Below are 23,543 nucleotides of genomic sequence, written 5' to 3' on the forward strand. Positions count from 1 at the left end.
GGAGCCCACCGATGCCCTTCGACACCTTCGCCAACCCGTGGTCTCCGCGGGAGGACCTGCGCATCACCTCGGTGCGCGCGATCACGACCGCGCCCGAGGGCACGCCGCTCGTGGTCGTGCGGATCGACACGAACGAGCCCGGCCTGTACGGACTCGGGTGCGCGACCTTCACGCAGCGGTACCGCGCGGTGGTGACCTTCGTCGAGGAGCACCTGGCACGCCTGCTCATCGGCCGCTACCCGGGTGACATCGGCGACCTCACCCGGCTCGCCGGGTTCTCCGGCTACTGGCGCGGCGGCCCGGTCACCAACAACGCGATCTCGGGCATCGACCAGGCACTGTGGGACATCGCCGGCAAGCGTGCCGGGATGCCGGTGCACGAGCTGCTCGGCGGCAAGGTGCGGGCGGCCGCCGACACCTACCTGCACGCGTCGGGCCGCACGATCGAGGCGACGATGGACCACGCGCAGGAGCTCATCGCGCAGGGCTGGCGGCACGTGCGCCTGCAGCTGTCCACCCCGGGCGGTGGCGGGTACGGCGCACCGGCGGTGCCGACCGAGTACCCCGACGCGCCGTACGGCAACGGGTGGAGCGCACGAGACTACCTGCGCCGCGTGCCGGCGCTGTTCGAGGCCGCGCGCGAGACCCTGCCCGAGAACATCGAGCTGCTGCACGACGTGCACTCGCGCCTCACCCCGTCCGAGGCGGTGTGGCTGGCGCGCACCCTCGAGCCGTACCGGCTGTTCTTCCTGGAGGACGTGCTGCCGCCCGAGCACTGGGACCGGCTGCCCGAGGTGCGCGCGGCGTCGGGCACGCCGATCGCCGTCGGCGAGCTCACGACGTCGCTCACCGACGCGGTGCATCTGGTGCGCGACGGCGGGGTGGACTTCATCCGCAGCCATGTGTCCGACATCGGCGGGCTGACGCCCGCGCGCAAGATCGCCGACCTCGCCGAGCTCAGCGGCGTGCGCACCGCCTGGCACGGCCCGGGCGACACGTCGCCCATCGGCGCGGCCGCGAACGTCGCCCTGGACGTGACCTCGGCGGCGTTCGGCATCCAGGAGGGTCACGTCTACAACGACGCCACGCACGAGGTGTTTCCCGGTACTCTGCGCATCGAGGACGGCTGGCTTCGGCCCAATGAAGCGCCGGGCTGGGGGATCGACATCGACGAGGACGCCGCTGCACGATTCCCGGCCGAGCTGTCCGGGCATGACGCATGGGCTGCCGGTGTACGACGCCCCGATGGAGCACTGGAGGCACCGTGACCGACACCACCGATCGCAGCACCCGTCGGACGGCGACGGCGCCGAACTCGCGCCGCAACCCGCGCGCCGTCAACGACCGCGACCGCCCCGGCGCCAACCAGCACGACCTCGGATCGTTCAACGAGGTCGCGATCATCGAGACCATCCGCCAGGCCGGCACCATCAGCCGCACCGAGATCGCCGAGCGCACCGGCCTCACGCAGCAGTCGGTGTCGCGCATCCTGCGCGTCCTGCTGGAACGGCAACTGCTCGCGGAGGGCGAGCAGACCCGCTCCGAGCGGCTCGGCAAGCCCCGCACCCCGGTGCGCCTGCGGGCCGAGGCCGCGCACGCGGTCGGCATCCTCGTCGACCCCGACGTGGTGTCGGTCGTGCTCGTCGACCTCGACGCGCGGGAGCTGGAGCGGCGCAGCATCCATCTCGACTCCGAGGTGTCGCCGGCCGACCTGGTCGAGCTCATCGCGGTGAACGTGGAGGACGTGCTGGCCACGTCGAAGATCGACCGCGGCACGTTCCTGGGGGTCGGCGTCGCCGTGCCGGGACCGATCACCGCCGACGGCGACCTGCTGGACCTGCCGCTGTCGCAGGCGTGGCGCAACGTGCCGCTGCACCGGCTGCTCGACGAGCGCCTGCCGTACCCGGTCGTCGTCGAGAAGGACGGCACCGCCGCCGCCGTGGGCGAGCGCTGGGTGGGGCGCACGGCCCGCGCGCAGGACTTCGTGTACCTCTACTTCGGCACCGGCATGGGCTCCGGCCTCGTGCTCAACGGCGAGGCGTACCGCGGGGTGAGCAGCAACGCCGGCGAGTTCGGCCAGCTGTGCGCGATCCGGCTGGGCCGCGTCGACGGGTCGGGCCGCCCGGAGCTCGTGCGCGAGTGCAACCCGCCTGTCGCGATCCCCGAGATCGCGCGCGAGCTCGGCTACGCCGGCACCGCGACGACCTACCGCGAGTTCTGCGCCGAGATCAGCGCGGGCGACGCCACCGTGATCGCCGCGGTGCAGCAGGTGGCCGACGTCATCGCCCTCGGCGCTTCGGCGCTCGTCGACGTGCTCGACCTGTCGACGATCGTCGTCGGCGGCCCGGCGTTCGAGCCCGAGCTGCAGGAGATCGTGGTGTCGACCATCGAACGCGCCGTCAACACGATGCCGACGGCGCACCGCGCGCGCACCGTCGCCGTCGAGCGCTCGGTGGTGACCGGCGAGGCCGGCGCCATCGGCGCCGCATCGACGATCTTCCACGCCTCGTTCGCCCCGATGGTCCGGCGCACGCAGCCGTACGATCTGCGATGACCGCCGCTGACCCCGGCCGCCGGCACGCGTTGCGCTCGCCCGGCGGCGGCTTCGCCGTGGCCGTCCACGAGTCCGGAGCGCGCATCTCGTCGATCGTCGACACCGCCTCGGGCACCGAGTTCCTGCTGCGGCTGGACGGCCGCGACACCGAGGTGCCCGAGTCGCCGCCCACCGTCGACTCCAACCGGCGCTGGCACGAGCGCTACGCCGGGGGGTGGCATCCACTTCTCCCCAACGCCGGCGACGACCGCACCGTGGACGGGGTCGCGCACCCGTTCCACGGCGAGGCGGCCTGGCGTCGGTGGCGCACCGTCGCCCTCGACGACGCCTCGTGCACGCTCGAGGTGGCGCTCGCCACGGTGCCGCTGCTGCTGCGCCGCCGCACCGAGGCGACCGCCGACGGCGTGCGCGTGCAGCAGCGCCTCGAGAACACGTCGGGCGGCGACGTCGCCGTCACGTGGACGGAGCACCCGGCGTTCGCCGAGGTGCTGGCGAGCCCCGGAGCATCGCTGATGGTCGACGGCGACGTCGTCGACGTGCGCTTCCCGCAGCCCGGCGAAGGGCACGGCGGCTTCCAGTCGGTGCCGTCCGGCGCGCGCGGCCTCGCCCGCCTGCGCGGCGGCGGATGGGATGCCGTCCTGGCCTGGGATCCCGTGCTCTTCCCACAGCTGCACGTGTGGCAGGAGCATCGCTTCACCCCCGGATTCCCCTGGTGGGGAGCGACCAGCACGATCGCGCTGGAACCCGCCTCCCGTCCGTACGACCACACCGAACAGACGCTCGGCCCCATCGTCGTCCCCGCCCACGGTGCCGTGGCGGCCGAGTTCTCGCTCTCCCTCACCCGCGTCGCGCCGCTCCCCCACGCGACGCCGACGCCACGAAAGGCACAACAACCATGGACCAGCCGCTGAGAATCGGGATCGTCGGCCTCGGCGCGATCTCGGGCGCCTACCTGTCGACGTTCGAACGGCTCGACGCCGTGCGGGTCACCGCCGTCGCCGACGCGCTCCCCGGCCGCGCCGAGGCGGTCGCCGCCGACCTCGGCGTGCGGGCCCTCACCGTCGACGAGCTCGTCGCCGACCCCGAGGTCGACCTCGTCCTCAACCTCACCATCCCGGCCGCTCACGCCGAGATCGCGCTCAAGGCCATCGCCGCCGGCAAGGCGACCTACGGCGAGAAGCCGCTGGCGGCGACGATGGCCGACGCCCGGGCGATGGTGGATGCCGCCCACGCGGCCGGCGTCGCCCTCGGCTGCGCCCCCGACACGGTCCTCGGCACGGGCGTGCAGACCGCACGGCGAGCGATCGACGACGGGCTCATCGGCCGGCCGGTGGCCGCGACGGCCACGATGGTGACGCCCGGCCACGAGCGGTGGCATCCGAATCCCGACTTCTACTACCAGCCGGGCGGCGGTCCGCTGCTCGACATGGGGCCGTACTACGTGACGGCGCTCGTGAACCTGCTCGGCCCGGTCGAGTCCGTCGTCGGCGATGCCTCGCGCACCCGCGAGACCCGCGTCATCGGCTCGGGCGCGCGGGCGGGCGAGACGATCGCGGTCGACGTCGCGACCCACGTCACGGGCGTGCTGCGCCACCGGTCGGGGGCGCTGTCGACGCTCGTGATGAGCTTCGACGCGGTCGCGACGCGCGCCTCGAACATCGAGGTGCACGGCGAGGCGGGCTCGCTCGTCGTGCCCGACCCGAACGGCTTCGCCGGCGACGTGCGGCTGCACGCGCTCGACGGCGAGTGGGTGACCCTCGAGCCGAGCGCCGGCTACGTCGACGCGGCCCGCGGGTACGGCATCGCCGACCTGGCGGCGGGCGGCGCCGGCCCCGTCGGGCGTGCGAGCGGCGACATCGCGCTGCACGTGCTGGACGTCATGACCTCGCTGCTGCGCGCCGCGGACGAGCACGCCCCCGTGACGGTGGCGTCGACGTGCGAGCGCCCGCCGGTGGTGCCGCTGTCGACAGCGCCCGGAGGCCTCCGCGACTGAGTCGCCACGCACGAAGGCCCGGCACCCCGCGGGGTGTCGGGCCTTCGTGCCGGCGGCGTCAGAACAGGGCGTCGTGCCCGAGCTCGACGAGGTGGCGGCGCGAGATCGCGAGCGACTCCCACACCGTGCGGCCGTAGAGCTCGTCCTGCTCGACGAGCAGGTACTCCGCCCCGGCGTCGAGGCTGTGGGCGATGATCGCGGGCCAGTCGAGGTTGCCCTCGCCGACCTCGGCGAACTGCACCAGCCCCTTCCAGCCCTCCTGGAATGAGGCGTGGTCACCGCGCTCGAGGGCATCGATCGTCTCCGCGGCCGGCCAGCCGATCCGGTAGTCCTTGAGGTGCACGAGCTTCACCCGCCCGGCGTACTGGTCGATGACGCGCACCGGGTCGAGGCCGCCGCGCTGGATCCAGTGCACGTCGAGCTCGATCCCGACGTGCGGCGAGGCATCCGCGATGACGTCGAGCAGGTAGCGGCCGTCGGTCTTCGCGAACTCGACATGGTGGTTGTGGTAGTACAGCGCGATGCCCTCGTCGGCGAGGCGGACCGCCGCCGCGTCGGCGACGCGGCAGAACTCGAGCACGCTGTCGAGCGAGCGCAGCATCGGGATCGGGAGCATCCCGATGCGCACCATGCCGGCGCCGAGCGCCTTCGTGTCGGAGACCACCTTGTCGAACTCGGTCTCCAGCGACGGATTGGCGGCCCCGGCGGCCCCGATCCCCGCCGAGGTCGAGCAGACCTCGAAACCGAAGTCGTCCTGCGCGCGCCGCAGCTCCGCCAGCACCTCGGGGGTCAGCCGGGTCGCCGACAGCTCGGCGACCCGATACCCGACGTCGACCGTGCGGCGGATCGCCTCGTAGGCGCCGAGCTCCTCGATGGCGCCCCGCAGCATCATCGCCTGTACGCCGATGCGTGCCATGTGTCGTCTCCTCACCAATCGTGAACGGTGCCGTCGGAGAGGCGGTTGTACGGCAGGTAGGCCTGCTCGTACGGGTACTTGCCCGCCTCGTCGAGATCGAGCTCCACGCCGAGTCCGGGCTTGTCTCCCGGGTGCAGCAGGCCGTCCTGCCACGTGAAGGACTGCTGGAACACCTCGTCGGTGCGCGTGCCGTGCTTCATGTACTCCTGGATGCCGAAGTTGTGGATCGCGAGCCCCAGGTGCAGGGCGGCGGCCATGCCCACCGGCGAGATGTCGGTCGGCCCGTGCATGCCCGACTTGATCTGGTAGAGCGCCGCGTAGTCGAGCGTCTTCTTGAGCGCCGTGATGCCGCCCATGTGGGTGACCGCGCCGCGCACGTAGTCGATGAGCTGGTCGCGGATGATGTCCTTGAAGTCCCACACGGTGTTGAAGATCTCGCCGATCGCGAGCGGCGTCGTGGTGTGCCGGCGCACCAGGCGCAGCGCCTCCTGGTTCTCGGCCGGGGTGCAGTCCTCGAGCCAGAACAGGTCGTACGGCTCCAGCGCCTTGCCGAGCTTCGCGGCCTGGATGGGGGTCATCCGGTGGTGGCCGTCGTGCAGCAGCGGGAGCTCGGGGCCGAACTCGTTGCGCACCGCCTCGAACACCGTCGGCAGGTGGCGGAGGTACGGTCGGGTGTCCCAGTCCTCCTCGACGGGCCGTGCGCCACGGCGGGCGGGCTCGTGGTCGTACCGCTCCTCGCCGCCGCCGGTGAACGACGACTGCGCCGCGATGCCGTAGATGGCCTTGAGGCCCGGCACCGCGGTCTGGATGCGGATGGCCTTGTACCCCTGCTCGAGGTGGTCGCGCACCGAGTCGAACAGCGACGGCAGGTCGGTGCCCGACGCGTGGCCGTAGGCGAGCAGGCCGTTGCGCGACGCGCCGCCGAGCAGCTGGTAGACGGGCATGCCGGCGGCCTTGCCCTTGATGTCCCACAGCGCCATGTCGACGGCCGCGATCGCGGCCATCGTGACGGGGCCGCGCCGCCAGTAGGCCGACCGGTACAGGAACTGCCAGGTGTCCTCGATCCGGTGCGCGTCCCGGCCGAGCAGCAGCGGCACGACATGCTCGGTGAGATAGGCGACGACCGCGAGCTCGCGCCCGTTGAGGGTGGCGTCGCCGAGGCCGGTGAGCCCGTCGTCGGTCGTGAGCTTCAGCGTGACGAAGTTGCGGTTCGGGCTGGTGACGATCACCTCGGCCTTGTCGATGATCACGATGCGTTCCCTTCGAGAGTGCGGATGAGAAGAGCGGTGGATGCCGTCACCTCGGCGCCGTCGCGCGACGCGGCGAGCTCGGGGGCGAGGGTCTGCACGATCGTGGCCGCGGCGGCGGCGGCATCCTCTCCCGTCGCACCGAGCGCCGGGCCCTCGAGCACGCCCGCGCGGACGGCGGCGCCCCAGGCGGCCAGCGCGGTGAGCTCGCCGTCGCCGGGACCGAGCCCGCGCGCGAGGCGCTCGGCGATGACGGGGACCACGCGTTCGCGCAGCTTGAGCGCGCTGTCGCGGGCGATCTGGCGCAGCTCGTGACGGATGCGGGGGTTCTCGAAGCGCTCGGCGATCGCGGAGCGCACGCGCGCGATCTCGTCGGGCGCGAAGGGCAGCACGTCGGCGGCGTCCGTCCACAACTCGTCGAGGGCCGCGCGGCACACCGGATCGTCCATCGCTCGGGCGACGGTCTCGTGCCCGCGCAGCAGCCCGAGCGACGCGAGCAGGGTGTGCCCGGCGTTGAGCAGCCAGAGCTTGCGCAGCTCGTACGGCACGATGTCGTCGACGAACTCGGCGCCGGCGACCTCCCACGCGGGGCGCCCGGCGGGGAAGCCGCCCGAGAGGATCCACGACCCGTACTCCTCCGCGACGAGCGCGGTCGGGTCGTCGCGCAGCCCGTCCGGCAGCATCGCCGGATCGGCGGCGGGGGTGATGCGGTCGACGGCGGTCGACACGAACGAGACGTTGCGCTCGATCCACGACGCGAGGCCGGCGTCGACGTCACGCGCGAGCCCGAGCACCGCCCGCGCGAGGACGCCGCCGTTGTCGCGCAGGTTGTCGCAGCTGACGATCGCGACCGGGCCGGCACCGGCGTCACGGCGGGCGCGGAGCCCGTCGACGAGCCGGCCGGGCACCGTGACCGGCAGCACGCCCGCGCGCAGCGCCTCACGGTCGTCGGCGGCCTCCTGCTCGCTCGCGCGATACCCGGCCTCGGTGATCGTCACCGTGATGACGGCGACGGATGACGCCGCCTCGCGCCAGCGCGTCGTGTCGGCGCCGTCGTGGGCCTCGGCGATGGACTCGATCCATTCGACGCGTTCGCCGTCACGGCCGAGGAGCACGAGAGGGTACCGGTGGCCGCGCGCGGACAGCTGCTCGGCCGCGCGCGGCGAGCGCACGGTGAACGCCGCGATGCCCGACTGCTCGCCGCCCTCCGCCGCGGCGGCCCGGTTGGCGAGCTCGGTGTACCAGGCCTCGTGCGAGCGGACGAACGCGCCGAGTCCGACGTGCGCGATCCGCACGGACGGGGTGCTCATGCGCGCTGCGGGATCGGGACGACGAGCTCGACGTCGTCGTACGCGCCGGCGAGCACGTCGTCGATCGCGACCTTGCGCCCCGTCGTCGCCGACGCGTACACGGCGCGCACCGTCGCGAGGGTGAAGAGCGCCTCGTCGACGGTCACGATCGGGTCGCGGCCCTCGCTGACCGCGTCGAGCAGGTCGCGGTACTGGCGCTCGTGGCCGGTGGCGGACTGCGTGGCGTCGACGGGCGCCTCGCCGTTCGCGGGCTCGAGGTCGTAGCGGTCGCGCTGGTTGCCGCCGCCGAGCAGACCCATGTCGGCGGCCACGTCGTCGCCTGCCACATGGATGTACTGCAGCTCGTCGGCGTCGATCACGGCGGAACCCGCCGAGCCCTGCACCTGCAGGCGGACGGCGAGCCCCGGGTACCCGGCGGTCGTCGCGTGCACCACGGCCAGCGCGCCGGAATCGAACGTGATGGTGGCCACGACGGTGTCCTCGACCTCCACACCCTCGTGCGCGAGCAGCGCGAACTCGGCGCTCACCGACACGGGCCGGCCGAGGAACCACAGCAGCAGATCGAGCGTGTGCACGCCCTGGTTCATGAGGGCGCCGCCGCCGTCGAGCGCCCATGTGCCGCGCCAGTCGCCGGAGTCGTAGTACCCCTGCGAGCGCCACCACGGCACCGTCGCGACCGCGGAGGTGAGGCGACCGAAGCCGCCGGACTCGATCGCGGCGTGCACGATCCGGCTCGCCGGGTCGAAGCGGTGCTGGCTGATGATCGTGCACACCTGACCGGCGTGTGCGCGGGCCGCGTCGGCGAGCCGGCGCGCCCGCACCAGGTCCACGTCGAGCGGCTTCTCGATGATCACGTGCGCGCCCGCCTCGAGAGCGGCGACGCCCTGCTCGACGTGCAGGCCGCTCGGCGTGCCGATCACGACGAGCTGGACCGGGACGGATGCCGCAACGAGGTCCTCGATCGAGGCGAAGACCTGCGGGCGCGCACCGGTGCCGACCTCGACCTCGTCGGCGAGGGCGTCGGCGCGCTCGCGCACGGGGTCGATGAGGGCGACGAGGCTGAGCTCGGGGAACGCGAGCACCGACTCCACGTGGGTGCGGCCGATGACGCCGCAGCCGACGATCGCGGTGGCGAGAGGGGTGGATGTCGTGGTCATGCGAGGGTCACTCCTGCGTCGTCGGTGAGGGAACGGAACGCCCGGGCCGCGCGGCCGAAGGCCGCAGCACCCGAGAAGCCGCCGGTGGCGGTGACGTCGGCGAGGTGGGGTTCGAGCGATGCGAAGCCGGAGAAGCCCGCATCCCTGAGGTTCGCGATCGTCTCGCGCAGCTCGCCGTCGCCCTCGCCGGCGGGCACCACTTCGCCGCCGGCGATCCGGGCGTCCTTGACCTGCAGGTAGGCGACGTACGGCGCGAGCTGCGCCCACCCGTCCGTGATCGGGCGCACGCCGACCTGCACGAAGTTGGCGTTGTCCCACGCCAGGCGCAGGGCGGGCGAGTCGACCGTCTGCACGATGTCGAGCACCCGTTCGGGCACGTCGCCGTAGATGTGCTTCTCGTTCTCGTGGACGAGCGTGACGCCCGCCTGCTCGGCGCGCGCGGCCCACGTGCCCATGCGGCCCATGATCTCGTCACGGCCGCGGGCGGCGGCATCCGGTTCGTGGCACCAGAACGAGAACAGGCGGATGTAGCGCGAGCCGAGCACGTCGGCCGCGCGCAGCGCGCGGTCGAGGCGGCCGAGCTCGAACTCGACGGGCTCGCTCAGCTCGCTCTTGCCGATGGGCGACGCGATGGCCGAGACGCCCATGCCCGCGTCGCGGATCGTCGCGGCGAGGGCCGCAAGACGGTCGTCGTCGAGGTCGACGATGTTGACGCCCCACGCCGAGCGCACCTCGATGTGCCGGGCGCCGAGCGCCGACAGCACGGCGCACTGGATGCGCGGGTCGGGGTCGATCTCGTCGCCGAAGCCGGACAGCTGCCAGGTCGTGCTCGTGTCGTTCGTCATCGCATTCTCGTTCGGGGGGAGCGTGTGCGGGGATCAGGCTAGTCGCGCCGCGCAGCGACGTGCAATCGTTTGCCAATGATTGCCACCATGGCTAGGCTCACACCGACCGCCGGCATCCACCGCTTCAGAACAGGCGGCTGGAAGGGAGAGGCATGAGCGAAGACACGGATGCCGCAACCCCGCGCCCCGCGACCATCGGCGACGTCGCGCGTCTCGCGGGCGTCGCGACCTCGACCGTCTCGCGCGCGCTGACCGTGCCCGGGCGCGTGAGCGAAGCGACACGGCAGCGCGTCGTGGCGGCCGCCAACGAGCTGTCGTACGTGCCGAGCTCGCACGCGCGGTCGCTGGTCTCGGGCACCACGCGCACGGTCGCGCTGCTCGTGCCCGACATCGCCAACCCCTTCTACTTCGGCCTCATCCGCGGGGCGCAGCGGCAGCTGCGGGCGGCGGGCTACGCGCAGCTGCTCGTCGACACCGAGGAGTCGGCCGAGATCGAGGCCGACACCATCGACCTGATGCGCAAGTCGGCGGACGGCGTGATCCTCGCCGCGTCGCGCCTGGACGAACGGCAGCTGGCGACCCTCGCTCAGCGGCAGCCGCTCGTGACCGTCAACCGCGACGTCCCCGGCGTGCCGAGCGTCATCATCGACACGCCCGACGGCGCACGCCAGGCGCTGCTGCACCTGCGCTCGCTCGGCCACCGCCGCATCGCGTACGTCGGCGGCCCCGCCGACTCGTGGTCGAGTGCGCGGCGCTGGCAGGCGCTGCAGTCGACGGCAGCCGAGCTCGACGTCGACCTGCAGCAGAGCGGACCGTGGATGCCGCACGCCGAGGCCGGCGCGACGGCCGCCGACGCCGTCGTCGGCACGGCCACCGCGTGCATCGTGTTCAACGACGTGCTGGCCTTCGGCATGCTGCGGCGCCTCCGCGAGCGCGGCGTGCGCGTGCCCGAGGACCTGTCGATCGTCGGCTGCGACGACATCTTCGGCGCCGACTTCTGCGACCCGCCGCTGACGACGATCGCCGCGCCGATCGAAGAGGCCGGACGCGTCGCCGTCACGATGCTGCTCCACACGATCGCGGGCACGGGCTCCGGCCGCACGCGCGCGATCCTGCCCACCTACCTCCGCGCCCGCCGCAGCAGCGGCCCCGCGCCCGCGTCCGCCTGACCCGCCGCCTCCGAACGGAACCCCGTGCGCCTGTCCGCCTCACCCGACCGCCTGTTCCCCGCCGACGCCGGCGTGCGCCGCCTCGCGGCGGAGCTGCACGCCGCGGTCGCCGACGCGCCGATCGTGTCGCCGCACGGTCATGTCGATGCCCGGCTGCTGCTCGACGACGCGCCGTTCGCCGACCCCGCCGACCTGCTCGTCACCCCCGACCACTACGTGCTGCGGCTGCTGCACGCCCACGGCGTCCCGCTCGACGCGCTGGGTCGCGGTCCCGCCGGCGCGGCCGCCCCGCCGCGCGAGGTGTGGCGCGCGTTCGCATCGCACTGGCACGTGTTCGCGGCGACGCCGGTGCGGGTGTGGCTCGAAGACACGCTGCAGAACGTGATCGGACTCGACCGGCATCCCTCCGCGGCGAACGCGGACCAGCAGTTCGACGCGATCACGGCCTGGATCGCCGATCCGGCGTCCCGCCCGCGGCGGCTGTACGAGCAGTTCCGCATCGACGTGCTCGCGACCACGGACGACCCCGCCGACGACCTCGCCGCGCATCGCGCGCTGACCGCCGACCCCTCGTGGAGCGGGCGCGTGATCCCGACCTTCCGCCCCGATCGCTTTCTCGATCCGTCGGCGCCCGGCTGGCGCACGGCGCTCGACGATCTGACCGCTGCGAGCGGCATCGACTGCGGCACGCACGCGGGCCTCGTGGCCGCGCTGGAGGACCGGCGCGCGGTCTTCCGCGCCGCCGGCGCCACCTCCACCGACACCGGCGTCGCCGAGGCGTGGGCGGTACGCGCCGAACCCGCCGAGCTGGAGCGCATCCACGCCGCGGCGCGGGCGGGCGACGTGCCGGCATCCGATGCCGCCGCGTATCGCGCGCACATGCTGTGGGAGCTCGCCCGCATGTCGGCCGAAGACGGCCTCGTGATGCAGCTGCACCCGGGAGTGCTGCGGGGCCACCACACCCCGACCCTGGAGCGCTTCGGGCCCGACACCGGCCACGACCTGCCGCTGCCGACGTCGTACTCCGTGCCGCTGCGGGAGCTGCTGCGCGACTTCGGCACCGACCCGGCGTTCCGGCTCGTGCTGTTCACCGTCGACGAGACCTCGTTCAGCCGCGAGATCGCCCCGCTCGCCGGCTTCTACCCCGCGGTGTTCGCAGGGGCGCCGTGGTGGTTCCTCGACTCCCCCGACGGCATCCGCCGCTACCGCGAGGCGGTCACCGACGCCGCCGGCTTCTACAAGACGAGCGGCTTCATCGACGACACCCGCGCGTTCCTGTCGATCCCCGCCCGCCACGACGTCGCGAGGCGGATGGATGCCGGGTGGCTCGCCACTCTCGTCGCCACCGGCCGCCTCCCCGAGGCGGAGGCGCACCGCATCGCCGCGGACCTCGTCGGCCCGCTCCCCCGCCACGTCTTCCGCCTGGACGGCTGAGCCGCCGATCGCCGGCCGGCCGCTTCCAGGCGTGTCAGGCCTGCAGGCGCGCGATCTCGGCGCGTGCGGCGACGACCAGCTCCTCGTTCGTGTGGGCGTGCCCCCACAGGCCCCACCCGCCGGCCGGCGCCTCGGTGAGCAGCACCCACGTGCGCTCGGCGAGCGCCGGATCGCCCGCCGCGGCGGCGGCGAGCGCGGTCAGCTCGGCCACGACGGCGAGCTGCTTGTCGCGATCGAGGGCGCCGGCGTTCGTCAGCACCTGGACGCGCACGTAGCCGCCGTCCCCGTCGACGTTCGAGATCGCGCCGGGCGGGAGCTCGTGGACGAACGCGGCGGTGTTGCTGCGGAACATCGGGATGTCGGGCACCTGCTCGACCCGCATGACGGCGGCGGCGGCATCCCTCGCCAGCCGATGCGGATCGGGGAAGGTCCCGGCCGTCGCGTAGATGTCGATCATCGGCATGGTGCGCCTCCTCTATGTATGACGACCGTCATATTATGAGCATCATCTACCCTCGAGTCACCGCGGTCAAGAGACGGCCGCCGAACGGAGAACGATGGAAGCCGGCACGCGCGACCGCATGATCGACGCAGCGATCCGCCTGCTCGCGACGCGGGGGCTGCAGGGGGCGTCGATCGCCGAGGTGCTCGAGCTCGCCGAGGCACCGCGCGGATCCGTCTACCACCACTTCCCGGGCGGCAAGGACGAGCTCATCGCCGCCGCACTGGAGCGCGCGGCGCGACGCTCGCTCGACCAGCTCGCGGGCCTCGACGGTCACCCGGCGCGAGACGTCGCCGACCGCTTCTTCGCCTCCTGGCGCACCCTGCTCACGCGCACGCACTATCGCGCCGGCTGCTCGGTGCTGGCCGTGACCGTCGCCGCGGACTCCGCAGCGCTCCTCGACGCCGCGGGCGGCGTCTTCACCGCCTGGCAGCGCCGTCTCGCCGAGCTCTTCGCATCCGGAGGGATGGATGCCGGCACCGCCGCGCAGCAGGCGACGGCGCTCCTCGCGATCAGCGAGGGCGCCGTCGTGCTGTGCCGGGCGGAGCGCAGCCTCGCTCCGCTCGACCACGCGGCGGCGGTGTTCGCGACGCAGCTGGAGGGCGCGCCGGCGACGCGGCCGCGCTAGGCCCGGCGCAGTTCCAGCACGGGGATCGTGCGGACGCCCTCCGTGCGCACCTCGTACTCGCCGAAGCCCGGGAACCGGCGCACCTGCTCGGCATAGATCCGGTCCCGGTCGGCGCCGCGGACCTCGCTCACGGTCACCGGGTACTGCTCCTCGCCGACCTCGACGCGACCGGCGCCCGCGTCCCGCAGGTTGTAGTACCAGGCCGGGTTCGTGGGTGCGCCGGCCTTGCTCGCGAAGACGTAGATGCTGTCGGGATCCGACTCGTTCGCGAGGTACATCACCGGGGTCACGTGCTCGGCGCCGCTCTTGCGTCCGCGGTGATGCATCAGCACGATCGGCGCGCCCTCGAAGTAGCCGCCGACCTTGCCCTTGTTGGCGCGGAACTCGGCGATCGTGTGCGCGTTCCAGTCGTTGGGGTCAGACATCTCGCGTCCTCCGTCTGTTGTGGGGTGGGGTACACCGAGCGTAGGGGCGCCCGGCAGGGGTGAGGGCCGTCAGCCGACGCGGAGCTCCTGGGGTTCGACGACCACGTCGACGAGTGCACCGCCGCGCCACACGGTCATCTCCAGGCGGCGGCCGATCGCCCCTTCGACCATGCGCCGCTGCAGGGCGGTGGGGTTGAGGATCGCCACCCCGTCGAGCGACAGCACGATGTCGCCGACGCGGGCGCCGGCGACCGCGGCCGGGCTGTCGGGCACGATCGAGACGACCTGCATCCCGACCTTCGACCCTGCCTTCGCGGCGACGTCGGGGCCGAGCGGCACGGTCGAGCCGGCGATGCCGAGCCACGCCCGCCGCACACGGCCGGTCGTGCGGAGCGCGTCGATGATCTCGCGCGTCGTCGCATTGATGGGGACGGCGAGCCCGAGTCCGATCCCGGCGACGGCGGTGTTGACACCCACCATCCGTCCGGCACTGTCGGCGAGCACCCCGCCGCTGTTGCCGGGGTTGAGCGCCGCGTCGGTCTGGATCACCTCGTCGATGACGCGACCCGACCGGGTCGGCAGCGAGCGGCCGAGCGCCGAGACGATGCCGGCGGTCACGCTGCCCGACAGGCCGCGGGGGTTGCCGAGGGCGACGACGAGCTGGCCGACGCCGAGGGTGGCGGCATCCCCCATCCGCACAGGTGGCGGCGTCTCGCCGTGCGCACGGAGGACGGCGAGGTCCGACAGCGGATCCGCGCCGACGACGGATGCCTCGGCCGAAGTGCCGTCGGGGAACGCGAGCTCGACGCCCACGGCGCCCTCCACGACATGCGCGCTCGTGAGGAGATGGCCGTCGGCCGTGATGACCGAGGCGCTGCCGGCACCGGCTCCCTGGCGGGTGCGCACGCTGACCGCGGCCACGGACGGCAGCACCGCCTGGGCGACGCGCATCACCGTCGAGGAGTAGGCGTCGAGCGCCTCGTGATCGTCCACGCACCCAGTGTCGCGCCGCCACGGCGGGCGCGGCCCGAGTTCGCGCACGGCGGACGCGGCACGGGCCGGAGCGACGTCGCGTCGCCCCGGCCCGCCCACGGGGTCAGCCCGTCACGTACGACAGGGCGTCGACGCGGAGCACATCGCCCGACGCCTTGACCAGCCGCAGCGTGTGCTGCCCCTTCTTGAGACCGCTCTTCTCGAACAGCTTCTGCTGCGTGAGCCGCGCGTCGCCGTGGAGGTCCACGGTGTCGACGAGCTTGCCGTCGAGGTACACCTCGACGGTGCCCTGGTCGGGCGCGATCGGGCCCTTCACGGTGACCGCGGTGCCCGAGAACGTCAGCGCCACGGCCGCGCCGTCGTCCTTCGTCGCGTGCACGTCGTCGCGCAGATCACCACGGAAGCGGAACTCCAGCGCGGTGTCGCCGTCGGCCAGCGCCCCGAGGAACGCGGCGCCGAAGACGACGGCATCCCCGTCGACCGTGTAGTCCGTGCCGCTCTTGAGCGCCGTGCCGTCACGGTACACGCCCAGCAGCTCGCCCGGGTCGCGCAGCACGTGGACGGCGGCGTCCTCGGGGGCGGCGCGGTCGAACGCGACGTGGTCGATGTCGAGCAGGCTCTCCTGCACGACGTCGAGCCGGTCGAGCAGCATGAACTGCCCCGACTTCTTCACGACGCGGATCGTGTGGCTGCCGTTCGGCAGATCGCGCTTGCTGAACACGACCTGCTGCGCACCGCGCCCCTCGGCCTGGTACGTGCTCACCGTGGCGGCGAGCACGCCGTCGATGTAGACCTCGGCGTCGCCCTGCGACTCATGGGTCTCGGTGATCCAGTCGACGCCGGTGCCCACGAACGAGTACTGGAACGCCGATCCGTCGGCCTCGCCGTAGTGGACGTCGTCCTGGTAGTCGCCGAGTCCGCGGCCGCCGCTGTGGCCCCAGTTGCCGCTGTACGCGATGCCCGGGTCGGTGTCGTTGACCGCGATGACGCGCGACGAGCCGGTGGCCGGCGCGGTGCCGCCCTTCGACGAGTCGAACACCGAGACGGTCAGCGACTGCGAGGCCGCGACCTGCTCCTCACCGCCGTTGCGAGACCACGCTCCCTCGTACTTCAGCTGCGCGTCGTCGTCGTTCAGCGCGACGGTCGCCCCCTTGGCAGGAGTGAAGGTGAACAGCCGCGTGCCGTGGACGGGCACGTCCGTCGCGACGAACGACCCCTCGGCCTTGCCGAGGTTCTTCGTCGCCCACAGGTCGCGCACCTTCACCGAGCCCGACAGGCCCACGTCGGCCAGCGACACCGTCATGTCGGCATCCGTCTGCCCGAGGTTGAAGACGGCGACCGTGACCGAGCCGTCGGGGTTGGCGGTGTACCAGGTCTGCTGAGGGGATGCCGTCGACACGGGGTGCGCCGGACGCCCGGCCTGGTTCACCGCGATGACCTCGGGGTTGGTGAGCAGCTGGACGCCGTAGTCGTCGAGCTGCGTCATGTCGTTGCCGACGTACATCGGCGCCGCCGACACCGCCCACAGGGTCGCCGCCGTGCGGCGCTCGTCCTTGGTCAGGCCGTCCATCTTGCCGTTGCCGACGTTGAGCGAGTCGAAGTCGTTCCACCCGCGGTCGGGCCCGGCGTAGCGCCACCAGTCCGCTGCGCGCGGGAAGAGGCGGGCGATGTTGTTCCAGTTCGTGAGCGCCGTCTTCTCGCAGTAGCACTCGACGTCCCACTCGACGCGCCAGCCGTTCGCGTACTGCGCCCAGTAGTCGGCGTAGCGGATGTCGAGCGCCCACGACAGCTCGAACCAGATCCCGTTGCGCTGCAGCGCCTGCGACCACGCCTTGACGTCGTCGCGGGCGTCCAGCGACAGGTCGCTGATCCCCGAGCCCGGGGTCACGCTGTCGAACTTCAGGAAGTCGATGCCCCACTCGCCGAACATGTCGGCGATCGAGTCGACGTACTTCTGCGCGCACGGGTTCGAGAAGTCGATGCGGTAGCCGATGCCCCAGTAGTCCGCCTGCTGGACCGGCTGCTTCACGATGTCGCCGGTCGAGCAGTCGGGGGCGCCGAAGATCGGCAGGTCGGCCTCGTACACCTGCGGCGAGATGCCGGGGATCGCGTAGAGCCCGACCTTCTGCCCGTTGGCGTGGATGTGGTCGATCACGGCCTGCAGGCCGTTCGGGTACAGCTTCGCGCTCGGAGTGGGGCGCCCGTACTCGTCGACGCCGTCGTTCCAGGCCGCGTCGATGTTGATGTGGTCGTAGCCCGCGGACTGCAGCTTCTGATGCATCGCATCGGACTGCGCGATGATCTGGTCCGCGGTGATCCATGTCGATCCGTTGCCCGCGTAGACCTGCATGCTGTAGCTGCTCCAGCCCATGTACGGCCGCGCACCGAGCGCGTCGTCGGGAGCCAGCGCCGCGGGGGCGGCGGGAGCGGGGGCGGATGCCTCGGCCCGGGGCGTCGCGTGGGCCGCGACGCCCCCGAATCCGAGGGTCAGCGTGCCGACGGCAGCGACAGCCAGCGCCGCGAGCCACCGTTGCCCGAGGGCATGGCGGTTCCTGGTGTTCATGGTTTCCTCTCTGCGGTGGGTTCATCGGCGAACCCCGCGCCCCATCGCGCGGTTCCCAGAAGTCGGTGAGACGTCAGCGGGCGGTCAGGCGACCTTCACGACGTCGAAGAGCAGCGCCTGCTGCGGGTTGAGGGTGGGCAGCGGCACGCCGGCGACGGCGAGCACGGCTCCCGGCAGCTCGATTCCGCCGTTCGCGGCGGGGCGCATCCACTCCGGGTCGGCGACCTCGTGCCGGCTGGTGGCGCCGAGCTCCGGACGCACGCGCACGCGGTAGCGCGCGGCGGCGTCGAGGCCCGGGAAGCGCACGCGGCCGCCCTGCCCGTCGGGCGACGTCGCCAGGCGCGCCCATGTGAACAGCGCACGCCCGCCGTCTGGCGCGACGATGCCGGTGAGCATCGTGGCATCGTCGGCGAGGTCGGCGTTGACGATGCGCCCGGTGTGGATGAGCTCGCGCAGCTCGCGGTACAGCCCCGCCCACGCGGTGATCGTGCGAAGGTCCTCGGGCCCGGCGGCGGTCAGGTCGGTCTCGATGCCGGCGTGCGCGGTCAGGGCGACGGCGAGGCGGAACGACAGGTCCGTCTCGCGGGACGTCGTGTGCGACCGGTGCGCGCCGAGGTGCGAGCCGATGAGCTCCGGCGGCACGAGCAGGCGGGTCCAGCGCTCGATGCGGGCGCGCTCCACGGGGTCGTTGCAGTCAGACGCCCAGACGCGGTCGGTGCGCTCGAGGATGCCGAGGTCGACACGGCCGCCGCCGCCCGAGCACGTCTCGATCTCGAGCCGCGGGTGACGCGCGCGCAGCTCGTCGAGCAGCCGGTACAGCGCCAGGGTCTGATCGTGGACGAGCGGCCGGTCTCCCTCCGCGCGGCGCGCGACGGGCTCGACGAGGTCACGGTTGTGGTCCCATTTGAGGTAGTCGATGTCGTACTCGGCGACCAGCGCGCTGATGCGCTCGAGCACGAGCGCATACGCCTCGGGGTTGGCGATGTCGAGCACGTGCTGACTGCGCGCAGTCGGGCCGACGCCCTCTCGCGGGGCGAGCACCCAGTCGGGGTGCGCACGGGCGAGGTCGGAGTCGGGACTGATCATCTCGGGCTCGAACCACAGGCCGAACTGCATGCCGCGCGCGCGGACGGCGTCGACGAACGGGCCGAGTCCGTCGGGCCACACCTGCTCGTCCACGAGCCAGTCGCCGAGCCCGGCGTTGGCGTCGCGGCGTCCCTGGAACCAGCCGTCATCGAGCACGATGCGCTCCACACCCACCTCGGCGGCACGGTCGGCGATCTCGACGAGGCGTTCGAGGTCGTGGTCGAAGTACACGGCCTCCCACGTGTTGAGCACGAGCGGGCGCGGCGCCGACGGGTGGCTGCGCCGGGCGCGGAGCCGCCGGTGGAACCGTGCCGACAGCCCGTCGAGGCCGCGGTCGGACCACGTGAACAGCACGGTCGGTGCGTCGTAGCGCTCGCCCGGCTGCAGCACGACCTCTCCCGACCGCAGCAGCTCGCCTGCGCCGAAGACGCGTGACAGCACCCCGGCGCCCTCGGGCAGCCGTTCGGCGAGGTACTCGCCGTCGCCGCTCCAGGCGAGGTGGACACCCCACACCTCTCCCTGCCCGAACCCGAACGCCGGCGTGCCGGCGACGAGGAGGAACGGGGTGTCGTGGCCCGGCTTGCCGCGGCGGGCGCGGCGGGAGTGCGTGCCGAACGAGAACGGGAGGCGCTGCGGCGACCGCTCGCGGCACCACTTGCCGGTGAAGTCGAGCAGCTCGCCCGCCCGGTCGGGCAGCGGCACGAGCGCGCGCAGCCCGTCGACGAGGTACGGGGATGCCGCCTCCGCGGGGTTCTCTATCGACAGGTCGACCGACAGCACGCCGGCGGGGTCCAGCCCGTACTCGAGGCGCGCGCGGGTGCCGGCGACGGCGTCGTCGAAGCGGATCGCGATGCGCCCGCCGCCCTGTTCGGCCTGGACGACGTCGGCGTCGACCAGGCGCGGACGCGGAGTGGTGGCGGTGCCGCCGCGGTGGCCCGCCTGAGCGGGCGTGCCCGCCCAGCCGTCCTGCTCGGTGGGCCACACCGAGAAGACGCGGGGCACGTCAGGCGAGTTGTTGAGCACCGCCGGCACCGCCGTCGCGCGCAGCGCATCGGCGGTGTCCGCACCGAGATCGCCCAGGTCGGCGCCCCAATGCAGCACCCGCGGGTGCGCGCCCGCCAGGTCTACGACCAGCGCGACGCCGGCGGCGCGCAAAGTGTGGACGGCTCCGTCACCGTTGACCATTCGAAGTCCTCCGTCGAGTTTCTTGACATCGGTAATTAATCATGTTTACGCTGGCGTCGCAAGCAAAGATCCGAGGTCTGCGGGCGAAGGTGCCCGATACCCGCGATCTCCGGGGCCGAGACCTTGAGGACCGAGATGAGCGACACCCTGCGACTGTCGTGGAGCGCCCCCGCCGACCGGTGGGAGGCGGCCGTACCGCTGGGCAACGGGCGCATCGGCGCCATGGCCTTCGGCGGCGCGGCCGGCCGGTACGCGCTCAACGACGCCACCGTGTGGTCGGGCGCGCCCGACGGCCCTGCCGCCGCACTGCGCGACGTGCTCGCGGGCGGCGCCGGACCCGCGCGCCTCGCCGAGGTGCGCGCCGCCCTCGACGCGGGCGACGTCCGCACGGCCGAGCGCCTGCTCATGTCGTTCGAGGGCCCGTACTCGCAGGAGTACCTGCCGCTCGCCGACCTGTCGGTCGCGATCGAGGGGGCCGCCCCCGCGTCGCCCGCCCGCGAGCTCGACCTCGACGAGGGCGTGCTGACCGAGGCGCTGCGCGTGCCGGGCGGCACCGTCGTCCGCCGCTCGTGGGTGTCGGTCCCCGCGCAGTCGCTGATCGTCGAACTCACGTCCGACGTCGCGTTCGCGGCATCCCTCTCGCTCACCTCGCCCCTGTGGAGCGCGCCCGACGGTCTGGGTCTCGATGTCGAGATCCCCGTGGACGGCGCCCCGCTCCATGAGACCTCCGTCGAACCGCCGCTGCGGTACGCCGAGGCCGGTGCCGACTTCGACGCCTTCGCAGCCGTCGCGGTCGCACTGGACACCGACGGTTCCGTGGACGCCGCGCCCGCGCGCGCGACCGTCCGCGGGGCTCACCGGCTGCTGATCGCCCTCTCCACTTCGTCCCGCGCCGAGTTTTGGTGGGCCGACGCGGACGGGGAGTGGCGGACCGCCTCCCGTGAGGCGATCCGGGACCGCGCCAGGCAGCGCGTGGATGCCGCGGCTCGCCGCGCGCCGTCCGCGCTGCTCGCCGAGCATGTCGCCGACCGCCGGCGCCACGCTCGGGCGCGGTTCGCGATCGGCGGTCGCCGGGAGGGCGTGTGGGACGTCGACCGCGACATCCTGCACGGCGACGACGCACAGCTGCGCGCGACGGTGATCGCCGAGTACGGCGCCTACCTCCTCGCATCGTCTTCTCGAGCCGGCGGGCCGCCGGCGAACCTGCAGGGCATCTGGAACGACCAGCTGCGCCCCGCCTGGTCTTCCAACTACACGATCAACATCAACACCCAGATGAACTACTGGGCCGCCCCCGCGCTCGGCCTCGACGACGCGTTCGAGCCGCTGCTCGCGCTCGTCGAGCACCTGTCGCGCACCGGCGCCGACGTCGCCCGCGAACTCTACGGCGCGCGCGGCTGGGTGGCACACCACAACTCCGACCTCTGGGGGTGGAGCCTTCCGGTCGGCGGCGGCCACGGCGCTCCGAGCTGGGCGATCTGGATGATGGGCGGCGTGTGGCTCACGCACAGCGTGTGGGACGCGTACGAGTTCGGCGGCGACGTCGACCTGCTCCGCTCCCGCATCTGGCCGGTCATGCGCGGCGCCGTGGAGTTCTGCCTCGACTGGCTGGTCCCGGGAGCGGACGGCACCCTGCGCACCTCGCCGTCGACCTCCCCCGAGAACTCGTTCATCGCCGCCGACGGCGAGAACACGGCGCTCGGCCTGACGGCGGCATCCGACCTCTTCCTCATCCGCGCGCTGTTCGAGCGGGCGCTGACGGCGATCGCGGTGCTCGGCGTCGATGACCCCCTGACGGACGAGATCGACAGGGCGCTCGCGGCCCTCGCCCCCGTGGGCATCGGCGCGGACGGGCGGCTGCGCGAGTGGTCGGCCGAGGTCGTCGAGTCCGAGCCCCTGCACCGCCACCTGTCGCCGCTCATCGGCCTGCACCCCCTCGACGTGCTCACGCGCGAGCGCGATCCCGAGCTGTTCGAGGCGGGCGTGCGCCTGCTCGACGCCCGCGGAAACGGGGCCATGGGCTGGTCCTGGGCGTGGAAGATCCTGATGCGCGCCCGCATCGGGGACGGCGACGCGGCCGCCGCCCTCCTCGGAGAGGCGCTCGCGCCCTTCGACGGCGATGCGACCCGCCACGGCCCCGTCGACGGCTCGGAGTGGGGCGGCCTGCTGCCGAACCTCTTCAGCACGCACCCGCCGTTCCAGATCGACGGCAACCTCGGCTTCCCCGCCGGCATCGCCGAACTCCTCGTGCAGAGCCACGGCGGCGTCGTGCGGCTGCTGCCCGCGCTTCCCGCCGCGTGGACCGACGGCGACGCCCAGGGGCTCGGCGCCCGCACGGGACTGGTCGTCGACCTCGCGTGGCGCGACGGCCTGCTCGCCGCGGCCACGGTGCGCAGCATCCGCGGCGACGATCGCGTGATCTCCGTCGCGTACGGCGACCGCCGCATCGCACTTCGCGTGCCGGCGGGCGGCGCCGTCGAGGTGCCACTGGACGGGCTCGTGGATGCCTCCGCCCTCGCGATCGGAGCCCACGATGCGCGGTGAGCTCACGCTCGTCGACGAGCCGACCACCCAGACCGAGCCGTCCGACTTCGATGCGTTCTGGGCCGGCACCCTCGCCGAGACCCGGCGGCACCCGCTCGACGTCACGATCGAGCCGCGGCCGACGCGCCTGGCCGTGATCGATGTGTTCGACGTGACCTTCCGCGGCTTCGGCGGCACGCCGATCCACGCGTGGCTGCGCGTGCCGCACGGCGCGACCGCCCCCCTGCCGGGGCTCGTCCAGTTCTTCGGCTACGGCAACGGGCGCGGGCACGCGCTGCGCGACCTGCGGTGGGCCGCCGCCGGCTACGCCCATCTGGTGGTGGATGCCCGCGGCCAGGGCCACGGCGACACCGACGACGACCACCCCGACGGCGGTCCGTCGGCGGGCGGGTTCCTCACGCGCGGCATCCGCTCGCCCTCCGAGTACTACTACCGGCGCGTCTACGCCGACGCGGTGCGCGCCGTAGACGCGCTGCGCTCGCTCGATCTCGTCGACGCGGGGCGCGTAGGCGCCATGGGGGCGAGCCAAGGCGGCGGGATCGCGCTCGCGATCGCCGGACTCGTGCCCGACCTCGCGGTCGCGATCGTGCAGGCGCCGTTCCTGTGCGAACTCGATCGCGCCGCCGACCTCAGCGTCGAGCACCCCTATGCGCTGCTCACCCAGTACTTCGCCGACCGCCGGCTCGACACCGCCGCAGCGCTCGACACGCTGCGCTACTTCGATGGCGTGAACCACGCCAAGCGCGCGACCGCGCCCGCGCTGCTGAGCACAGGCCTGCGCGACGGCATCGCACCCCCGGGAACCGTCCTGCCCGCCTTCACCGCCTACGCGGGGCCGAAGCAGATCGTGCTGTGGCCCTACAACGGGCACGAGGCGGGCGGCGACCTCGACGAGGAGAACGCGCTCGAGTTCGCCGCCGCCCGGCTCGGGGCGCCCTGACGGCGCCGACCGCGCAGATTCGCTACCGTAACCACAACGACCGAGGGAACCG

At 73.1% G+C, this 23,543-nt stretch carries 19 protein-coding genes; 9 read left to right on the forward strand and 10 right to left on the reverse strand.

What is annotated here, in order from left to right; genetic code table 11:
- The first annotated feature begins 11 nt into the window (after nucleotides 1-11).
- From ACFWJ8_RS15700 to ACFWJ8_RS15715, 4 genes are read left to right on the forward strand one after another with little or no spacing between them, the layout of a single operon-like run.
- A complete protein-coding gene (locus ACFWJ8_RS15700) occupies nucleotides 12-1,268 on the forward strand; it encodes an enolase C-terminal domain-like protein (protein ID WP_378813272.1) in 1,257 nt (418 codons plus the stop codon).
- Nucleotides 1,265-2,554, forward strand: a complete 1,290-nt coding sequence (locus tag ACFWJ8_RS15705; RefSeq protein WP_378813273.1) for an ROK family transcriptional regulator — start codon at nucleotides 1,265-1,267, stop codon at nucleotides 2,552-2,554. The genes ACFWJ8_RS15700 and ACFWJ8_RS15705 overlap by 4 nt, the downstream gene beginning before the upstream one ends.
- Nucleotides 2,551-3,465, forward strand: coding sequence for a hypothetical protein (locus tag ACFWJ8_RS15710; protein ID WP_378813274.1), 915 nt, complete (start codon nucleotides 2,551-2,553; stop codon nucleotides 3,463-3,465). The genes ACFWJ8_RS15705 and ACFWJ8_RS15710 overlap by 4 nt, the downstream gene beginning before the upstream one ends.
- Nucleotides 3,450-4,547 carry a Gfo/Idh/MocA family protein gene (locus tag ACFWJ8_RS15715; RefSeq protein ID WP_378813275.1) on the forward strand — a complete coding sequence of 366 codons (1,098 nt, stop codon included), beginning with the start codon at nucleotides 3,450-3,452 and terminating at the stop codon, nucleotides 4,545-4,547. Before ACFWJ8_RS15710 ends, ACFWJ8_RS15715 begins: the two co-directional genes overlap by 16 nt.
- A 58-nt stretch (nucleotides 4,548-4,605) precedes the next feature.
- On the opposite strand, the gene ACFWJ8_RS15720 is transcribed toward ACFWJ8_RS15715, so the two are convergent.
- The 5 genes from ACFWJ8_RS15720 to ACFWJ8_RS15740 are packed head-to-tail and all read right to left on the reverse strand — an operon-like array spanning nucleotide 4,606 to nucleotide 10,022.
- Nucleotides 4,606-5,463: a sugar phosphate isomerase/epimerase family protein gene (locus tag ACFWJ8_RS15720; RefSeq protein WP_378813277.1), complete on the reverse strand. Its 858-nt coding sequence runs from the start codon at nucleotides 5,461-5,463 to the stop codon at nucleotides 4,606-4,608.
- A gap of 11 nt (nucleotides 5,464-5,474) precedes the next feature.
- Complete coding sequence (gene manD / locus ACFWJ8_RS15725; protein ID WP_378813279.1) at nucleotides 5,475-6,713, reverse strand: D-mannonate dehydratase ManD; 1,239 nt, start codon at nucleotides 6,711-6,713, stop codon at nucleotides 5,475-5,477.
- On the reverse strand, nucleotides 6,710-8,020 hold the full coding sequence (locus ACFWJ8_RS15730) for a mannitol dehydrogenase family protein (RefSeq protein WP_378813282.1): 1,311 nt from the start codon (nucleotides 8,018-8,020) through the stop codon (nucleotides 6,710-6,712). Before ACFWJ8_RS15730 ends, manD begins: the two co-directional genes overlap by 4 nt.
- Nucleotides 8,017-9,177, reverse strand: a complete 1,161-nt coding sequence (locus tag ACFWJ8_RS15735) for a Gfo/Idh/MocA family protein (protein WP_378813284.1) — start codon at nucleotides 9,175-9,177, stop codon at nucleotides 8,017-8,019. Before ACFWJ8_RS15735 ends, ACFWJ8_RS15730 begins: the two co-directional genes overlap by 4 nt.
- A complete protein-coding gene (locus ACFWJ8_RS15740; protein WP_378813286.1) occupies nucleotides 9,174-10,022 on the reverse strand; it encodes a sugar phosphate isomerase/epimerase family protein in 849 nt (282 codons plus the stop codon). The genes ACFWJ8_RS15735 and ACFWJ8_RS15740 overlap by 4 nt, the downstream gene beginning before the upstream one ends.
- Nucleotides 10,023-10,174: 152 nt before the next feature.
- Between ACFWJ8_RS15740 and ACFWJ8_RS15745 the strand changes: the two genes are divergently transcribed.
- Nucleotides 10,175-11,191: a LacI family DNA-binding transcriptional regulator gene (locus tag ACFWJ8_RS15745; protein WP_378813288.1), complete on the forward strand. Its 1,017-nt coding sequence runs from the start codon at nucleotides 10,175-10,177 to the stop codon at nucleotides 11,189-11,191.
- Nucleotides 11,192-11,215: 24 nt separating this feature from the next.
- Nucleotides 11,216-12,625, forward strand: a complete 1,410-nt coding sequence (uxaC, locus tag ACFWJ8_RS15750; RefSeq protein WP_378813290.1) for a glucuronate isomerase — start codon at nucleotides 11,216-11,218, stop codon at nucleotides 12,623-12,625.
- A 34-nt stretch (nucleotides 12,626-12,659) separates the two neighbouring features.
- Here the strand turns inward: uxaC and ACFWJ8_RS15755 are convergent, their stop codons facing one another.
- The gene (locus ACFWJ8_RS15755) at nucleotides 12,660-13,088 is read right to left on the reverse strand and encodes a hypothetical protein (protein WP_378813292.1); all 429 of its coding nucleotides are present in this window, start codon (nucleotides 13,086-13,088) and stop codon (nucleotides 12,660-12,662) included.
- Nucleotides 13,089-13,182: 94 nt separating this feature from the next.
- On the opposite strand from ACFWJ8_RS15755, the gene ACFWJ8_RS15760 reads away from it, so the two are divergent.
- The gene (locus ACFWJ8_RS15760) at nucleotides 13,183-13,755 is read left to right on the forward strand and encodes a TetR/AcrR family transcriptional regulator (protein WP_378813294.1); all 573 of its coding nucleotides are present in this window, start codon (nucleotides 13,183-13,185) and stop codon (nucleotides 13,753-13,755) included.
- On the opposite strand, the gene ACFWJ8_RS15765 is transcribed toward ACFWJ8_RS15760, so the two are convergent.
- From ACFWJ8_RS15765 to ACFWJ8_RS15780, 4 genes are all read right to left on the reverse strand, one after another.
- On the reverse strand, nucleotides 13,752-14,180 hold the full coding sequence (locus tag ACFWJ8_RS15765; RefSeq protein ID WP_378813296.1) for a nitroreductase family deazaflavin-dependent oxidoreductase: 429 nt from the start codon (nucleotides 14,178-14,180) through the stop codon (nucleotides 13,752-13,754). The genes ACFWJ8_RS15760 and ACFWJ8_RS15765 overlap by 4 nt on opposite strands.
- Nucleotides 14,181-14,249: 69 nt before the next feature.
- Complete coding sequence (locus ACFWJ8_RS15770; protein WP_378813298.1) at nucleotides 14,250-15,173, reverse strand: S1C family serine protease; 924 nt, start codon at nucleotides 15,171-15,173, stop codon at nucleotides 14,250-14,252.
- 103 nt (nucleotides 15,174-15,276) lie between these two features.
- Nucleotides 15,277-17,736, reverse strand: coding sequence for a X2-like carbohydrate binding domain-containing protein (locus ACFWJ8_RS15775; protein ID WP_378813299.1), 2,460 nt, complete (start codon nucleotides 17,734-17,736; stop codon nucleotides 15,277-15,279).
- Between the two features lie 84 nt (nucleotides 17,737-17,820).
- Nucleotides 17,821-20,007, reverse strand: a complete 2,187-nt coding sequence (locus ACFWJ8_RS15780; RefSeq protein ID WP_378813301.1) for an alpha-galactosidase — start codon at nucleotides 20,005-20,007, stop codon at nucleotides 17,821-17,823.
- A 135-nt stretch (nucleotides 20,008-20,142) separates the two neighbouring features.
- Between ACFWJ8_RS15780 and ACFWJ8_RS15785 the strand changes: the two genes are divergently transcribed.
- Together ACFWJ8_RS15785 and ACFWJ8_RS15790 are read left to right on the forward strand one after the other, a co-directional pair.
- Complete coding sequence (locus ACFWJ8_RS15785; RefSeq protein ID WP_378813302.1) at nucleotides 20,143-22,551, forward strand: glycoside hydrolase N-terminal domain-containing protein; 2,409 nt, start codon at nucleotides 20,143-20,145, stop codon at nucleotides 22,549-22,551.
- On the forward strand, nucleotides 22,541-23,491 hold the full coding sequence (locus ACFWJ8_RS15790) for an acetylxylan esterase (RefSeq protein WP_378813304.1): 951 nt from the start codon (nucleotides 22,541-22,543) through the stop codon (nucleotides 23,489-23,491). The genes ACFWJ8_RS15785 and ACFWJ8_RS15790 overlap by 11 nt, the downstream gene beginning before the upstream one ends.
- Nucleotides 23,492-23,543 lie beyond the last annotated feature (52 nt).

The sequence above is a fragment of the Microbacterium sp. NPDC058389 genome (assembly GCF_042722305.1).
In the GTDB taxonomy this organism is placed as follows: Bacteria; Actinomycetota; Actinomycetes; order Actinomycetales; family Microbacteriaceae; genus Microbacterium.

What these genes read in the sequence shown, in the direction of transcription:
- ACFWJ8_RS15700 (WP_378813272.1), top strand. Translation starts at nt 12, where the DNA reads ATGCCCTTCGACACCTTCGCCAACCCGTGGTCTCCGCGGGAGGACCTG.
- ACFWJ8_RS15710 (WP_378813274.1), top strand. Translation starts at nt 2,551, where the DNA reads ATGACCGCCGCTGACCCCGGCCGCCGGCACGCGTTGCGCTCGCCCGGC.
- ACFWJ8_RS15715 (WP_378813275.1), top strand. Translation starts at nt 3,450, where the DNA reads ATGGACCAGCCGCTGAGAATCGGGATCGTCGGCCTCGGCGCGATCTCG.
- ACFWJ8_RS15720 (WP_378813277.1), bottom strand. Translation starts at nt 5,463, where the DNA reads ATGGCACGCATCGGCGTACAGGCGATGATGCTGCGGGGCGCCATCGAG.
- ACFWJ8_RS15730 (WP_378813282.1), bottom strand. Translation starts at nt 8,020, where the DNA reads ATGAGCACCCCGTCCGTGCGGATCGCGCACGTCGGACTCGGCGCGTTC.
- ACFWJ8_RS15735 (WP_378813284.1), bottom strand. Translation starts at nt 9,177, where the DNA reads ATGACCACGACATCCACCCCTCTCGCCACCGCGATCGTCGGCTGCGGC.
- ACFWJ8_RS15740 (WP_378813286.1), bottom strand. Translation starts at nt 10,022, where the DNA reads ATGACGAACGACACGAGCACGACCTGGCAGCTGTCCGGCTTCGGCGAC.
- ACFWJ8_RS15745 (WP_378813288.1), top strand. Translation starts at nt 10,175, where the DNA reads ATGAGCGAAGACACGGATGCCGCAACCCCGCGCCCCGCGACCATCGGC.
- ACFWJ8_RS15755 (WP_378813292.1), bottom strand. Translation starts at nt 13,088, where the DNA reads ATGCCGATGATCGACATCTACGCGACGGCCGGGACCTTCCCCGATCCG.
- ACFWJ8_RS15760 (WP_378813294.1), top strand. Translation starts at nt 13,183, where the DNA reads ATGGAAGCCGGCACGCGCGACCGCATGATCGACGCAGCGATCCGCCTG.
- ACFWJ8_RS15765 (WP_378813296.1), bottom strand. Translation starts at nt 14,180, where the DNA reads ATGTCTGACCCCAACGACTGGAACGCGCACACGATCGCCGAGTTCCGC.
- ACFWJ8_RS15775 (WP_378813299.1), bottom strand. Translation starts at nt 17,736, where the DNA reads ATGAACACCAGGAACCGCCATGCCCTCGGGCAACGGTGGCTCGCGGCG.
- ACFWJ8_RS15780 (WP_378813301.1), bottom strand. Translation starts at nt 20,007, where the DNA reads ATGGTCAACGGTGACGGAGCCGTCCACACTTTGCGCGCCGCCGGCGTC.
- ACFWJ8_RS15785 (WP_378813302.1), top strand. Translation starts at nt 20,143, where the DNA reads ATGAGCGACACCCTGCGACTGTCGTGGAGCGCCCCCGCCGACCGGTGG.
- ACFWJ8_RS15790 (WP_378813304.1), top strand. Translation starts at nt 22,541, where the DNA reads ATGCGCGGTGAGCTCACGCTCGTCGACGAGCCGACCACCCAGACCGAG.